Below are 15,197 nucleotides of genomic sequence, written 5' to 3'. Positions count from 1 at the left end.
TTACGGGTTGACGCAGCTCACGAATTCACACAGGCAGCAAACCGGCAACCACCGCGGCCAGTTGCTGCGCGGATCGGCACTCGTGCATGTCGATCACCTCGTTGTAGACCAGCGCCGCCGAGTCACCCGTACCCCACTGACCACGCGGTTCCGGGTTGAGCCAGTGCGCGTGCTTGGCGACCGACACCAGGTGTTCGAGCGCGGGAAGACCGGGATCGCGGTAGTTGTTGCGCCCGTCACCCAGGACCAGCAGCGAGCTGCGGCTGGTGATGGATTGCGCGTACCGCTCCGCGAACACCCCGAGCGCGTGACCGTAGTCCGAGTGTCCGTCGTACGTGATCAGGTCGGCTTCCCGGACCATCCGCGACATCGCGACGCCCAGGTCGGAGCCCGTGTCGAAGAACCGGGTGACCTCGTCGGTGGTGTCGATGAACGCGAACACCCGCACCCGCGAGAACTGCTCACGCAGAGCATGCACCAACAGCAACGTGAAATGGGAGAACCCGGCCACCGAGCCGGAGACGTCACACAGCAGCACCAACTCGGGCCGGGCCGGGCGCGGCTTACGCTGCACCAGATCGATCGGGACGCCGCCGGTGGACATGGACTTGCGCAGCGTTCGACGCAGGTCGATCGCGCCCGCCCGCGCCCGACTGCGACGCACCGCCAGCCGGCTCGCCAGCAGCCGCGCCAGTGGGGTGACGCTGCGCCGCAGGGCCGTCAGCTCCGCGTCCGACGCACGCAGGAAGTCGACCTCCTCGGCGAGCTTGGGCACGCCGTAGCTCGCGACCCTCTCCTTGCCGATCTGTTCCGCGGACCTCCGCCGGGTCTCCGACTCGACCATCTTGCGGAAGTCCGTGATCCGCTGCACCGCGGCGCGCTTGGCCACCTCGGAGGCGTAGTCCCCCGCAGGTCGTTCGCCGTCCTGCTGATTGCCGAGCAACCCGGAGAGGATCTTCTCGATCAGCCTGTCGGGGGCGACGTTGCGCAGCGCCTGGTACGCCGAGAACGACGGCCCGTTGGACGATTCGTACCGGCCGAGTTCGTCGACCATCTGCGCGACCAGCACCTCGAGCTGTTCGAGGGCCTCGGGCGAGTCGTCGGAGAGGAGTTCGGCCAACAGCTCCCGCAGCGCGTCGAGGTCGACCTCGCCGTCGGGCGACCGTGGCAGCGACCGGTCGATGCCACTGTCATCGCGCGCACCGACTCCGACGGGGAACCACAGGTCGAACAGCGCGTCGAAGGTCGCGCGGTGCGTCGGGCGGCGCAGCAGCGAGCAGGCGAGCCCCTCGCGCAGCGCCTCGCGGTCCAGGAGATCGAGAACCGACATCACCTGGCCGGCGTCGACGGTCTCGGACGGGCCGACCGAGATCCCGCGGCGCCGCAGCGCCTCGACGAAGTCGACGAGATGACCCGGAATTCCGTGCGGCGCCGGCGGACCTCCACGGCGGTGTGCTGGCGACGTGGCCATCGGCTCGATCCCCTCAGTTGAGGCGCAGCTCGGCGGCGGCGCGCTGCTGATCGGCCCGATGCTTGAGCACGACACCCATCGTGGCGCGGACCGCGTCGTCGTCGAGAGTGTCGAGACCGAGCGCGAGCAGCGTGCGACCCCAGTCGATGGTCTCCGACACCGACGGCACCTTCTTGAGCTGCATGCCGCGCAGCACGTTGACGGTGCGCACGAGTTGCTCGGCGATGGCCTCCGGCAGTTCCGGGACGCGGCTCGCGAGGATCCGGCGCTCGAGCTCGGCGTCGGGGAACTCGAGGTGCAGGAACAGGCAGCGACGCTTGAGCGCCTCCGACAGCTCCCGTGTCGCGTTGGAGGTGAGCACCGCGAAGGGCTTGCGCGTCGCGGTGATCGTGCCGAGCTCGGGAATGGTGACCGCGAAGTCGCTGAGGACCTCGAGCAGCAGGCCCTCGATCTCGACGTCCGCCTTGTCGACCTCGTCGATCAGCAGCACGGTCGGGTCCTCGCGGCGGATCGCGGTCAGCAGCGGGCGCGACAGCAGGAACTCCTCGGAGAACACGTCCTGCTTGGTGGCGTCCCAGCTGTGATCGCTGCCGGCCTGGATCCTGAGGATCTGCTTCGCGTGGTTCCACTCGTACAACGCGCGAGACTCGTCGACGCCCTCGTAGCACTGCAGGCGCACCAGTTCCGCGCCCGACGTCTGCGCGACGGCGCGGGCCAGTTCGGTCTTGCCGACGCCGGCGGGGCCCTCGATCAGGAGCGGCTTGCCCAATCGGTCAGCGAGGAACACCGCGGTGGCGGTCGCCTTGTCGGAGAGGTAGCCGGTCTCGGCGAGTCGCGCGATGACGTCGTCGACGCTCGCGAACAGCGGCGGTGCAGTCGGCAGGGCCCGGTCCACACTCGCTCCTTTCGGGCCGTCAGGCCGGTCGGGTATGACCGTCTCCCCAGACAGTCCACTTGGTCGAGGTGAGCTCGCCCAGGCCCATGGGGCCGCGGGCGTGGAGCTTCTGCGTGGAGATCCCGATCTCTGCGCCGAACCCGAACTGTTCACCGTCGGTGAATGCGGTCGAGGCGTTGACCATAACCGCGGCGGCGTCGACGCGGGCGGTGAACTCGCGCGCGGCGGACAAATCGGACGTCACGATGGCCTCGGTGTGGCCGGTGCCGTACCGGTCGATGTGCTCGACGGCCGCGTCGAGACCGTCGACGACCTTGAGCGCGATGTCGAGAGTCAGGTACTCCTCGGACCAGTCCTCCTCGGTGGCCGGGACCAGTCCGGGCAGGTCGCCGTGCACGGTGACGCTCTGCATCTGCAGGGCCTGCAGCAGCTGCGGCACCGCGGTGTCGGCGATCGCGGCGTCGACCAGCAGCGTCTCCGCGGTGTTGCACACGCTGGGACGCCGGGTCTTGGCGTTGAGGACGATCTTCTCTGCCATGTCCAGGTCGGCCGCGGAGTGGATGTAGACGTGGCAGTTGCCGACACCGGTCTCGATGGTGGGCACGGTGGCGTCGCGCACCACCGCGTTGATCAGCCCGGCGCCACCGCGCGGGATGACGACGTCGACCAGACCGCGGGCCTGGATCAGGTGGGTGACACTCGAGCGGTCCGCGCTGGGCAGCAGCTGCACGGCGTCCTCGGGCAGTCCCTCCGTCGCGAGGGCGGCGCGCAGCACCTTCACGAGCGCGGCGTTGGACTCGGCCGCCGACGACGATCCGCGCAGCAGCGCCGCGTTACCGGACTTGAGCGCGAGGCCGAACGCATCGACCGTGACGTTGGGGCGGGCCTCGTAGACCATGCCGACCACACCGAGCGGGACGCGGACCTGGCGGATCTCGAGCCCGTTGGGCAGCGTGGAACCGCGGACGATCTCGCCGACCGGATCCTGCAGGCCCGCGACCTGACGCAGGCCGGACGCGATGCCCTCGACCCGATCGGCGGTCAGCCGCAGCCGGTCGAGCAGCGATTCCTCGGTACCGGCCGCACGCGCGGCCTCGATGTCCTCGGCATTGGCGGCCAGGACGGCGTCGGTCGCGGCGAGAACGGCATCCGCGGCCGCATGCAGGGCGGCGTCCTTCTGCGCGGTGGTCAGCAGCGCCAGCACACGGGACGCGACACGCGCGCGGCGAGCGGCGCCGTGCACCGCCTCCCGAGTGTCCCCGGCTTCGCCGGCTGCGGGTGAAGTATGCGTCGCGGCAGTCATCTCTACAGATTAGCGACCGCGCCGGGCGCATAATCTATCTGCCCACGCGCCGTCTGCGTAAGGAAATGTCATTGTCACGACACGAGACGATCCCCGAAGCGCCCTCGGAGGGGTACAGCCGCGGACTGAACTCGCGCACCATCCAGATGATCGCCCTCGGCGGCGCGATCGGCACCGGGTTGTTCTACGGCGCCGGCGGTGCGATCGAGGAGGCCGGACCGTCACTGATCCTGGTCTACCTCGCGGCCGGTCTCGTGATCTTCGTCATCATGCGGGCGCTCGGCGAACTCCTCACCTACCGGCCGATCTCGGGCAGCTTCGCCGAGTACGCCGAGGAGTTCCTGGGCCGGTTCTTCGGGTTCGCGACCGGCTGGGCGTACTGGGCGGTGTGGGCCGCGACCTGTATGGCCGAGATCACCGTCGCCGGCAAGTACGTCGAGTACTGGTGGCCGAGTGTGCCCACGTGGCTGACTGCACTGGTGGTGCTGCTCGTGTTGTTCGGCGCCAATCTCATCTCGGTGAAGCTCTTCGGTGAGGCCGAGTTCTGGTTCTCGGCCATCAAGATCACCGCGATCCTGGGCATGATCCTCATCGGCATCGGGGTGCTCACGATCGGCTTCGGTCACGCGACCAACCCGACCGTGACGAACCTGTGGGCCGACGGCGGTGTGTTCCCGAACGGATTCGGCAGCGCACTGATGAGCCTGCAAGTGGTGATGTTCGCGTACGTCGGCGTGGAACTGGTCGGTGTGACGGCGGGCGAGGCCGAGAATCCCAAACAGACGTTGCGCAAGGCGATCAACACCCTGCCGTTCCGCATCGGGCTGTTCTATGTCGGTTCTCTCATCGTCATCCTGTCGGTCGCGAGCTGGCGGGACTTCGAGGCCGGCAAGAGCCCGTTCGTGGAGGTGTTCGAGCAGATCGGCATCCCGGCAGCCGCCGGCATCATGAACTTCGTGCTCCTCACCGCGGCACTGTCGTCGTGCAACTCCGGCATCTACTCGACGGGGCGGATGCTGCGGAGCCTCTCGCTGCGCCGCCAGGCGCCCGCGGCGTTGAGCCGGCTCAGCAGCCGGCAGGTTCCGTACGCGGGTCTCACCATGTCGGCCGGCGCAATGGTCATCGGCGTCATCGTGAACGTCCTGTCTCCCGATCGCGCCTTCGTCTACATCACGTCGGTGTCGACGATCGGGATCATCTTCGTGTGGGGCGTGATCCTCATGTGCCACCTCCGCTACCGCCGATTCGTCAACAGCGGCGCGCTGCCGGCGTCCGACTACCGACTGCCCGGCGCACCCTACACGAACTGGATCGCACTCACATTCCTGGCGTTCGTCGTCGTGCTGCTCTTCTTCACCGAGACCGGCCGGATCGCGCTCGCCGTCGGCGCCGTGTTCGGCGCGTTGGTCGTCGGCGGCTACTACGCCCTCCTCGGGCGCGCTTCCTCTCGCTACTGAGGGCACGGTCACCGACGACGCCGCCGTCGAGCGTGCCGTCGGGGCCACGGTGCTCGGAAATGCCATCGACTAGTTCTGCGCCTACGCCTACCTCACGACCACGATCGGCAAGGCCTTCGTCCCGGACGTCGGCGCTCGTCGTTCTCGTCCGAGGGCGAGCGTCTCGGCCTCTAGGAGGACGAGCGCGACCAGGGCGAGGGCTGCGCCGATCCAGCCGACACTGGGGTACCCGAATCCGGCAGTGAGTGCGAGTCCACCGAGCCAGGGGCCGACGCTGATGCCGACGTTGAACGAGGCGGTACTGCCTGCCGCGACGAGCGCCGGTGCCGCCGGAGCGATTCCGAAGACCCGCGCGTTGAGCGCGGGGTTGGCACCGAACCCTGTCGCTCCGAGGAGGAACACCAGGATCACCATCGGAAGAACCGATTCGGCGGTCAGCGCGATCAAGGCCGAGCAGACGAGCAATCCGGCGAACCCGACCCCGAGGACCCGAACGGGCCACCTGTCGAAAGCCCGACCCCCGACCGCGATGCCCAGCAGCGCCCCGACGCCATAGACCGACAGCACCGCGGGAACCCACGCCGGCGCAAGCCCGGTGGTGTCGATCAGCAAGACACCCAGGTAGGAGAACGTGACGAGCAGCGCCGCCGTCGAAGCCGCGGTCATTGCATAGGACAGCCACAGACGGGGCCGCGCCATCGCTCGAAGCTCATCACGAACCCGCGGCGACTCACTCGGCGTCAGGGCGGGCACGCGCGCCGCGACACCGGCCATCGCCGGCACCGACAGGACGACCACCGCCCAGAATGCGGCACGCCAACCGAAATTCTGCCCGATCCAGGTACCGGCGGGCAGCCCGATCACCGTCGCCACGGTGAGTCCACCGGCGACGATGCTCATCGCGCGGCCGCGCCGGTGACCGGGAACCAGTTCCATCGCGGTGCTCGCGGCGACGGCCCAGAACCCCGCGTACACGAACGCACCGATGAACCGGCTTGCGAACAGCGCCTCGAAGCTCGAACTGGTGGCCCCCACCACGTGCGCGAGGACGAACACCCCGATGAACAGCAGCAGAGCGCGCCGACGGGGCCACCGCAAGGTCGCGATCGTGAGAACTGGGGCTCCGATGACCATCCCGAGCCCGAAACCCGAGATCAACAGGCCCGCCTGCGGGACCGAAACGCCCAGGTCGACAGCAATATCGGGAACCAGCCCGGCCAGCATCAGTTCGCTGGTGCCCTGGGCGAAGATCGCGAAACCGAGGACGAAAACTGTCGTCGGCATCAGAGCATCACCCCGCCGCCGACGCCGATCCACTGTCCCTCAGCCGTAGCCCGCCGATCCATGTACCCCACTCCATTTCTTTAGTGACCGTTACAGAAAGCAGACCCTAGCACCTTGTGTAGCGCTTGCTCTAAAATGTGACCCATGGTGACAACGCTTCGCGGGCGCCCTCGCTCGTTCGATCGAGATGCGGCGTTGGACAAGGCGATCCGACTGTTCTGGCGCCAGGGCTACGAGGCCACCTCGGTGCGCGATCTCACCGAAGAACTCGGTATCGGGGCCCCGAGCCTGTACAACGCGTTCGGCGACAAGCAGCAACTCTTCGCCGAGGCGCTTCAGGTGTACGTCGAGCGCTACGGCGGCTTCATCGACCGCGCGCTGGCCGAGGAGCCGACCGCGAAGGCGGCAGCAGCCCGGGTCTTCCGCGACGGCCCGCTGCGCTACACCCGCCCAGACCTTCCGGCCGGCTGCCTCGTCGTCGATGGCGACGCGGGCACATCCAACGCCGAGGTCGCAGCGTTGCTGACCGAACTCCGCACGAGCAACGTCACGGCGTTCGCCGCAAAGATCCGGACCGATATCCACGCGCACGTTCTGCCGGCCGACACGGACGCCGTCACACTGAGCCGCTACACATTGACGGTGCTGAACGGCTTGGCCCACGCCGCCCGCCAGGGGGCCGGCCGGGTCCAACTCGAGGGCGTCGCCGAGCTTGCCCTGCGCGCCTGGCCCTGAGTGGCCGCCACCGCAACCCCGACCGTCGGACGAACGCCGACCCGTCGCGAGACCGCACGACCCAGGCGCGCCGACCTCGCCGCGCCTAGGGTCGGGGGATGTCCGCGAACAGAGTGGTCGTAGTCGGCAGCATCAACATGGACCTGGTGGCCCGGACACCTCGGATGCCCGCGCCGGGCGAGACGATCCTGGGCACAACCTTCGCAACCACCCCGGGCGGCAAGGGTGCCAACCAGGCGATCGCGGCCGCCAGGGCGGGCGCGGACGTCGCCTTCGTCGGCGCGGTGGGCGACGACACCTTCGCGCTCGACCTCCGCCAGGCTCTCGTCGACGCCGAGGTCGACGCCGAGCGACTGCGGGAGGTGTCGGGCCCCAGCGGGGTCGCCGTGATCACTGTCGACGACGACGGGCAGAACTCGATCGTCGTGCTCCCCGGCGCCAACTCGCGCGTCCTCGACCTCACCGACGAGGAGCTGAGGCCGGTCGCCGACGCCGACGTCCTGTTGTGCCAGTTGGAGATTCCGGTCGAGACGGTGACCGCGGCGGCCCGGCACGGCTCCGCGCACGACACCGTCGTGATGCTCAATCCCTCTCCGGCACGGCCCCTTCCGGACGAATTGATCGCTTCGGTCGATGTCCTCGTCGTCAACGAGACCGAGGAGCAGCAGCTCGGCGGGGACACCCTCGCGCGGGTGGCGCACGTCGTGACGACCCTCGGCGCAGACGGCGCGCGCTACCGCGGCCCGCAGGGCGACCGGGTGCAGGTCGGCTCCCCCGACGTCGATGCCGTCGACACCACGGGAGCCGGCGACGCCTTCACCGGCGCACTCGCGTTCGCGTGGGACCGCGGCCCGTGCGACGCCCTGACCTTCGCCTGCGCGGCGGGCGCGCTGGCCACCACCCGCCCGGGCGCGAGCGCTGCGTCGCCGACGCGCGCGGAGATCGAGGCGCTCCTGTCCGAGAACACCTGATACCGAATTCACTTGGCACGCTCGGCTTCCATCCGTACGGTCCCCCTGTGAACACACCGATCGCACCCGCGCTGCGCCCGTGCCTCGGGCCTCGGGAGTGGCCCGCCCTCGTGCGCATCTGGCGCAGCGCCGTCGAGGCCACCCACGACTTCCTGACACCGGACGACGTCGACTTCTACGAGTCACGGATGCTCGGCGACTACCTCCCCGCCGTCGAGGTGACGGTCGCGACGGTCGACGGGCTACCGGCCGGATTCTCGGGGCTGGCCGGAAGCTCCCTCGAGATGCTCTTCGTCGACGGCGCACGCCTCGGTCGCGGCGTCGGATCCGCACTCCTGCGCCGAGCGGTAGCCGAGCATCCCGATCTGCACCTGGATGTGAACGAACAGAATCCCCGCGCGGTCGACTTCTACCGGCACCACGGCTTCGTCACGACGGGTCGCTCGGCCACCGATGCCGACGGGCGCCCGTTCCCGATCCTGCACATGGCACGCGCGACACACCCCAGCGACGGGGGTTCCCGCCGCTGATCCGACCGTCGTCGCCGGCCTGTCGGCCCCCTCGGGCACGATGGACCCATGACGACCGCGACCACTGCAGATCTCCGTGACGAGGCCGAACGGTTGCTCCGGGAGCTGGCCGGCCCGCAGGCCACGCTCCGCGAGGACCAGTGGACCGCGATCGAGGCGCTGGTCGTCGGACGACGGCGCGCGCTGGTGGTGCAGCGCACCGGCTGGGGCAAGTCGGCGGTGTACTTCATCGCTGCGAAGCTCCTGCGGGCGCACGGGCACGGGCCGACCGTCATCGTCTCGCCGCTGCTCGCCCTGATGCGCAACCAGGTGGCCTCGGCCGAACGCGCCGGCGTGCGCGCGGCGACGATCAACTCCGGCAATATGACGGAGTGGGACGAGATCCACCAGCGCGTCGCGGCCCGGGAACTGGACGTGCTGCTGGTCAGCCCCGAGCGTCTCAACAATCCCGACTTCCGGGACCAGGTGCTGCCGTCGCTCGCCGCCGACGCCGGTCTGGTCGTGGTCGACGAGGCGCACTGCGTCTCGGACTGGGGTCACGACTTCCGGCCCGACTACCGCCGGATCCGCACCCTCGTGGAGGAACTGGGCGAGGGGATTCCCGTCCTCGCGACGACCGCGACCGCCAACGACCGCGTCGTCGCGGACGTCTCGGCGCAGCTGGGTGTCGGCGGCGCCGAGACCCTCGTGTTGCGCGGCGGCCTCGAGCGCGAGTCGCTGCACATGTCGGTGGTCCGGATCGCGAACGCCACCCAGCGCGCCGCGTGGCTCGCCGAGCACCTCGACGAACTGCCCGGATCCGGGATCATCTACACCCTGACCGTGTCCGCGGCGCGGGACCTGGCGAGCCTGCTGGCCGACCGCGGCCACCGCGTCGCCGCGTACACCGGGCAGACCGACGCCGCCGAGCGGGAGGCACTCGAGACCGACCTGCTGAACAACGACGTCAAGGCGCTGGTCGCCACGTCGGCGCTGGGGATGGGCTTCGACAAGCCGGATCTGGGTTTCGTGGTGCACCTCGGCGCACCCTCGTCCCCGATCTCGTACTACCAGCAGGTGGGCCGCGCCGGCCGATCGACCGACAGCGCCGAGGTGGTGCTGCTGCCCGGCAGCGAGGACCAGCAGATCTGGAGCTACTTCGCGTCGGTGTCGTTCCCCCGCGAACACATCGTCCGGAAGGTGATCGACGTCCTCGACACCGAACGTCCGCAGTCCACGCAGGCCCTCGAACCGCTCGTCGAACTCAACCGGACGCGACTCGAACTGGTCCTCAAGGTCCTCGACGTCGACGGCGCGGTGCGTCGGGTCCGTGGCGGCTGGGTCGCCACGGGGCAGCCCTGGACGTACGACGCGGAACGCTACGGCCGCCTCGAGGTGGCACGCCAGGCCGAGCAGGAAGCCATGCTCGAGTACGAGCGCACCGACGAGTGCCGCATGACGTTCCTGCGCCGCCAGCTCGACGACCCCGGGCTGGGCGACGGGGACGGGCGCTGCGGCCGCTGCGACAACTGCGCGGGCCCCAAGTACAGCGCCACGGTCAGCGAGGCGGCGGTCGCCGACACCAGACAGCGGCTCGAACGGCCCGGCATCGACCTGCTCCCCCGCAAGCAGTGGCCCACCGGCATGGCGAAGCTCGGAATCAGCCTGTCCGGCAAGATCACCGACGGCCCCGACACCGGCCGCGTCCTGGGCCGACTGTCCGACCTCGGCTGGGGACAGCGCCTGCGGACGCTGCTCGACGGCCCCGACGTGCCCGTGCCCGACGCCGTCGTCGATGCGTGCATCAAGGTCCTGGCGGCCTGGGATTGGGCGGAGCGGCCCGCCGCCGTCATGTGCCTCGAGTCCACCACCCACCCGGTGCTCATGCGGTCCCTGACCGCCCGGCTCGCCGAGGTGGGTCGCCTCACCGACCTGGGAGTGCTGCACGAGCGGCCGGACCATCCGCCCGTCTCGGCGGCCAACTCGGCCTACCGTGTCGCGGGTCTCGACGGCGCGTGGGAGGTGCCCGATCTCACCGGAATCGACCGCCCGGTGCTGCTGCTCGACGCCGTCACCGACACGGGTTGGACGCTGACAATGGCGGCGCGGATCCTCCGCCGGGCAGGAGCTCCCTCCGTCCTTCCTTTCGCGCTCGCCACCCCCAAGTGATACCGAACGTGACCAGGCTCACATTGAGTGCCCCACCTGCACGACTGCGGGGTCTCATCTGCCCGATTTCCGGGGATCCGTGAAATCGTGACGCAGGGTTGTTACGTTCGATTCATCAATGACGCCAATACAAACGCGAGTTACCCCGACCACCGTGCCGGACGCGGTGGAGTTCCGTAAGCCACAGATCTCAGACGGAGTCCGGCTCTGGGAGATCGCCAAGGATTCACAGACGCTCGACGTCAACTCGAGCTACTCATACCTGTTGTGGTGTAGAGACTTTCAAGACACGTCGATCGTCTCCACCGTCGACGGCCGGGTGACCGGATTCGTCACCGGATACATTCGCCCCGAGGCCCCGGACACCCTGTTCGTGTGGCAGGTGGCCGTCGATGCCGCCCAGCGAGGCCGGGGACTGGCCGGACGCATGCTGAACGATCTCCTCGACCGCGTTGCGCTGCAAGGCGTCTGGAATCTGGAGACCACGATCAGCCCGGACAATGTCGCGTCGATCGCGCTGTTCACGTCCGTCGCCCATCGCAGAGGTTCGACGATCACCGACCGGAAGCTGTTTTCCCCGAACGACTTTCCCGACGCGCATGCAGCCGAGGACCTCTACACGATCTCGCCGCAGCACGCTTCCTGAGGAAGGAACACTCACTCATGACCACTGTCGAGACCAGCATTTTCGAATCCCTCGAGTCCGAGGTGCGGAGCTACAGCCGGAACTGGCCGACCGTCTTCGAGTCAGCGTCCGGAGCCTGGATCCGCGACGAGACCGGCCGCGACTACCTGGACTTCTTCGCCGGGGCGGGCGCCCTCAACTACGGGCACAACAACCCCGTCATGAAACAGGCCCTGATCGACTACATCGCGAGCGACGGCATCACCCACGGCCTGGACATGTCGACCGTGGCCAAACGCGACTTCCTGAAGAGCTTCCAGCGCAACATCCTCGAGCCCCGCGGGCTCGACTACAAGGTCCAGTTCCCCGGTCCCACCGGAACGAACTCGGTGGAGGCCGCGCTGAAACTGGCCCGCAAGGCCACCGGCCGCGAGTCGGTCATCAACTTCACCAACGCTTTTCACGGTATGACGTTGGGTGCACTGTCGGTCACCGGCAACTCCATGAAACGTGCCGGCGCAGGTGTGCCGTTGGTGCACGCGACGCCGATGCCGTTCGACAACTACTTCGGTGGAGTCATGGAGGACTTCCACTGGTTCGAGCGCGTCCTGGACGACTCGGGTAGTGGACTCAACCGCCCGGCCGCGGTGATCGTCGAGACCGTGCAGGGCGAGGGCGGCGTCAACGTTGCCCGGCCGGAATGGCTGCGCGCCCTCTCCGAGCTGTGCACCCGCCGCGACATCCTGCTGATCGTCGACGACGTGCAGATGGGGTGCGGGCGCACCGGCCCGTTCTTCTCGTTCGAGGTCGCGGGCATCACTCCGGACATCGTCACGCTGTCGAAGTCGATCGGCGGTTACGGCCTGCCGATGGCGCTGACCCTCTTCAAGCCGGAGCTGGACCTGTGGGCGCCGGGCGAGCACAACGGCACGTTCCGCGGCAACAACCCCGCGTTCGTGACCGCGACGGCCGCCCTGGACCACTACTGGTCGGACGACGCACTGCATCGGGCCACGCTCGCCAAGGGCGCGCGGATCAACCAGATCTTCTCGAACCTGGCTGTCACCTTCGACGGCGTGAGCACGCGCGGCCGCGGCATGGTCCAGGGTCTCGTGTTCGACGATCCCGGGATGGCCGTGAAGGTGTGCGGCATCGCATTCGACGAGGGACTGCTGGCCGAGACGTCCGGCCCGTCGGACGAGGTGGTCAAGCTGCTGCCGCCGCTCACCATCACCGACGCCGAACTCGATCACGGGCTGAGCATCCTGGCCGAGGCCACCGCCAAGGTCTTCGCCTGACCGCGCCCACGCCCACACTTCAGCGACGAGAGGAACTCTCATGATCGTTCGCACGACCGACGACATCACCGACACCGACCGCGACATCACGAGCGACGACGGCAACTGGCGCAGCAAGCGCATCGTCCTCGCCGGCGACGGCGTGGGATTCTCGTTCCACGAGACCACGATTCGCGCCGGATCGGTCAACGAATTCCACTACGCCAACCACATCGAGGCGGTCTGGCTGGTCGAGGGCGACGGCATCCTCACCGACCTCGACAGCGGCGAGGTGTACCAGTTGCGGCCCGGGTCGATGTACCTGTTGAACGGCCACGAACGGCACCGCGTGGAGCCCGTCACCCAGATGCGCATGCTGTGCGTGTTCAACCCCCCGGTGACCGGTCGCGAGGTGCACGACGAGAACGGCGTCTACCCGCTCGTCTCCCTCGACGAGACCGAGGCCGCGGCGTCGTAGGTTCCGCCGACAGCGCGCGAAGACACGTGGTGGCCGGGTCGATTCGTCGACCCGGCCACCACCGTCGTCAGTTCCGGCCCGCCGGCCGCAGGGATCAGCCGATCCGCTGCATCTCGATGGTCGGATCCTCCATCGGGGGAATCTCGTCCGCCGCCGGTTCCTGCCGGCGGCGCCACCAGATGGTGAAGGCCACCGCCACGACGACGAGCGCGGCGAGTGCGGCGACCGCGATCCAGAAGCGCGGCCCGTAGTAGCCGACGAGCACCATGCGGATTGCGTTGCGGGCCCACGTCAGCGGCATCAGCGCGTGCAGCCACTGCACCGGCGTCGGCATCTGCTCGATCGGATAGACCGCGCCGAACGCGAAGATCTGGATCATCAACGCGCCGAGCGCGATGAAGGTGCCGTTGACCGCACCGAAGACGACGGTGAACAGCCGACCGGACGCGACCGCCGCCGCGCCGACCAGGATCATCACCGCGATCATCGCGACCACGCTCGGCGGGTCCACATCGGCCACCACGAACGCCACCACCGACAGCGTCAGGGCCGCGACGAGGGTCACCAGCGCCGGGATCCGGTAGCGGCGCAGGCCCTCCCGGACGACGCCCGCGTGGACGCGCTGCGGGCGGCCCGGCCGCGGTCGGACCACGAACCACATCAGGATGCCGCAGAGGAACAGCAGCACGGACATCACCGCGGGCACGGCGCCCGGACCGAACCCGGCGGCCGGGTTGGGGTTGCGTTCGGCAACCGCGACCGGCGAGGACAGCAGGTTCGCGGTGGTGGCGCGCTCCTGCTCGCTGAACTGCGGCACCTGCTTGGCGCCGTCGGACAGTCCGGTCGCGAGCTGGGTGCTGCCTTCGTCGAGCTGGCCGACGCCCTTCGAGAGTTCGCCGAGGCCGTCACGCAGCTGGACACTGCCGGGGGCGAGCTGCCCGAGCCCGGCCGACAGTTCGTTCGCACCGGTCGCGAGCTGGTGCGCGCCCTGCGAGAGCTGGCCGAGCCCCGAGTTCAGCTCGCCCGCGCCCGCCGTGGCCGCCATCAGGCCGCCGCGGTAGTCGGCCGTCGGGTCGGTGAGCTGACGCGCGAGTTCGCGTGCCCCGTCCCGCAGTTCCGCGAGCTGACCGCCGATCTCGCCCGACTCACCGACGATGGCCAGCACGGGGCCGGTCACCATGTCGACGATCTCGCTGATCTGCTTGGCGCCGGCACCGAGCTCGTCGGTGCCACCGACGAGCTGGTTCAACCCGGCGCTGAGTTCACCAGATCCGGCGGCCGCTTCGTCGGCGCCCGTCGCGAGCTGGCCCGCGCCGGTGGCGAGTTCCCTGCCTCCCGCGTTCGCCTGCCCGAGTCCGGTCGCGAGCTCCTGACTGCCCGCGTACAGCTGGTTGGTGCCGGCCAGGGCCTCTCCGGTGCCGTCGGAGAGCTGCTGCGCGCCGGCGGCCGCCTCACCCATCCCCTTGCCCACGTCGCCGAGTCCGACGAGGACCTGGTCGACGGACTGCTCACCGATCGACTCGGAGACCGCGGACCGCACCTGTGCCATCACGCTCTCGCCGACAGGAGTCGCGACGAGGCTGTTGTAGTCGTTGTAGACGACGTCGAGCTGGGCCTTGCGCCCGTTCCCCGTCGCGGCACTCGCGACGTCGGCGCTGAACGTCTCCGGGATGACGACGGAGAAGTAGTAGGTGCCATCGTCGACACCGGTCTGTGCTTCCTGCGGCGAGACCACCTTCCACGAGACGTCGCCACTCTCGACGAGGGCGGCCACTACCTCGTCTCCGGCGACGATGCGAGTGCCGTCGACGTCGGCGCCCGCATCGGAGTTCACGATCGCGACGGGCATCCGGTTCACGGTGTCGCCCGGATCCCACAGGGCCCACATGTAGAACGCCGCGAAGGACAGCGGCGCGATCACGACGATCGCGAGGATCGTGCGAATCACGTGAGCGCGGCGAGCCGACGGGCCTGCGGCACTGCTCTGGGTTGGCACCATGAAGGGCTCTCTCTCGTGGTCCGA

13 protein-coding genes are annotated in these 15,197 nt (G+C 69.0%); 8 read left to right on the top strand and 5 right to left on the bottom strand.

Going from position 1 to position 15,197, the window contains the following annotated elements:
- Positions 1 to 25: 25 nt before the first annotated feature.
- The 3 genes from DEU38_RS05150 to DEU38_RS05140 are packed head-to-tail and all read right to left on the bottom strand — an operon-like array spanning position 26 to position 3,669.
- Positions 26 to 1,471 carry a VWA domain-containing protein gene (locus DEU38_RS05150; RefSeq protein ID WP_114719056.1) on the bottom strand — a complete coding sequence of 482 codons (1,446 nt, stop codon included), beginning with the start codon at positions 1,469 to 1,471 and terminating at the stop codon, positions 26 to 28.
- A gap of 13 nt (positions 1,472 to 1,484) precedes the next feature.
- Positions 1,485 to 2,366, bottom strand: a complete 882-nt coding sequence (locus DEU38_RS05145; protein ID WP_114719055.1) for a MoxR family ATPase — start codon at positions 2,364 to 2,366, stop codon at positions 1,485 to 1,487.
- Between the two features lie 19 nt (positions 2,367 to 2,385).
- Positions 2,386 to 3,669, bottom strand: a complete 1,284-nt coding sequence (locus tag DEU38_RS05140) for a glutamate-5-semialdehyde dehydrogenase (protein ID WP_114719054.1) — start codon at positions 3,667 to 3,669, stop codon at positions 2,386 to 2,388.
- A gap of 65 nt (positions 3,670 to 3,734) precedes the next feature.
- Between DEU38_RS05140 and DEU38_RS05135 the strand changes: the two genes are divergently transcribed.
- On the top strand, positions 3,735 to 5,126 hold the full coding sequence (locus DEU38_RS05135) for an amino acid permease (protein ID WP_114719053.1): 1,392 nt from the start codon (positions 3,735 to 3,737) through the stop codon (positions 5,124 to 5,126).
- Between the two features lie 87 nt (positions 5,127 to 5,213).
- Here DEU38_RS05135 and DEU38_RS05130 read toward each other — a convergent pair whose 3' ends face one another.
- Positions 5,214 to 6,410 (bottom strand): Cmx/CmrA family chloramphenicol efflux MFS transporter, encoded by a 1,197-nt coding sequence (locus DEU38_RS05130; protein ID WP_114719052.1) that lies wholly within the window; start codon positions 6,408 to 6,410, stop codon positions 5,214 to 5,216.
- A gap of 144 nt (positions 6,411 to 6,554) precedes the next feature.
- Here DEU38_RS05130 and DEU38_RS05125 point away from each other — a divergent pair, with 144 nt between their 5' ends.
- From DEU38_RS05125 to DEU38_RS05095, 7 genes are all read left to right on the top strand, one after another.
- Positions 6,555 to 7,145: a TetR/AcrR family transcriptional regulator gene (locus DEU38_RS05125; protein ID WP_174911395.1), complete on the top strand. Its 591-nt coding sequence runs from the start codon at positions 6,555 to 6,557 to the stop codon at positions 7,143 to 7,145.
- 98 nt (positions 7,146 to 7,243) lie between these two features.
- Complete coding sequence (locus DEU38_RS05120; RefSeq protein WP_114719051.1) at positions 7,244 to 8,116, top strand: ribokinase; 873 nt, start codon at positions 7,244 to 7,246, stop codon at positions 8,114 to 8,116.
- A gap of 47 nt (positions 8,117 to 8,163) precedes the next feature.
- Complete coding sequence (locus tag DEU38_RS05115) at positions 8,164 to 8,646, top strand: GNAT family N-acetyltransferase (protein WP_114719050.1); 483 nt, start codon at positions 8,164 to 8,166, stop codon at positions 8,644 to 8,646.
- 48 nt (positions 8,647 to 8,694) lie between these two features.
- Complete coding sequence (locus tag DEU38_RS05110; RefSeq protein ID WP_114719049.1) at positions 8,695 to 10,794, top strand: RecQ family ATP-dependent DNA helicase; 2,100 nt, start codon at positions 8,695 to 8,697, stop codon at positions 10,792 to 10,794.
- Between the two features lie 118 nt (positions 10,795 to 10,912).
- Entirely contained in the window at positions 10,913 to 11,440 is a 528-nt protein-coding gene (ectA, locus tag DEU38_RS05105; RefSeq protein WP_114719048.1) for a diaminobutyrate acetyltransferase, read from the top strand.
- Between the two features lie 17 nt (positions 11,441 to 11,457).
- Positions 11,458 to 12,717 (top strand): diaminobutyrate--2-oxoglutarate transaminase, encoded by a 1,260-nt coding sequence (gene ectB, locus DEU38_RS05100; protein ID WP_114719047.1) that lies wholly within the window; start codon positions 11,458 to 11,460, stop codon positions 12,715 to 12,717.
- A 40-nt stretch (positions 12,718 to 12,757) separates the two neighbouring features.
- A complete protein-coding gene (locus DEU38_RS05095; protein ID WP_114719046.1) occupies positions 12,758 to 13,174 on the top strand; it encodes an ectoine synthase in 417 nt (138 codons plus the stop codon).
- Between the two features lie 94 nt (positions 13,175 to 13,268).
- Here DEU38_RS05095 and DEU38_RS05090 read toward each other — a convergent pair whose 3' ends face one another.
- On the bottom strand, positions 13,269 to 15,173 hold the full coding sequence (locus DEU38_RS05090; RefSeq protein ID WP_114719382.1) for a YhgE/Pip domain-containing protein: 1,905 nt from the start codon (positions 15,171 to 15,173) through the stop codon (positions 13,269 to 13,271).
- Positions 15,174 to 15,197 lie beyond the last annotated feature (24 nt).

This window comes from Rhodococcus sp. AG1013 (genome assembly GCF_003350365.1).
Taxonomy (GTDB): Bacteria; Actinomycetota; Actinomycetes; order Mycobacteriales; family Mycobacteriaceae; genus Prescottella.
This window is presented reverse-complemented; position numbering and strand designations above follow the sequence as displayed.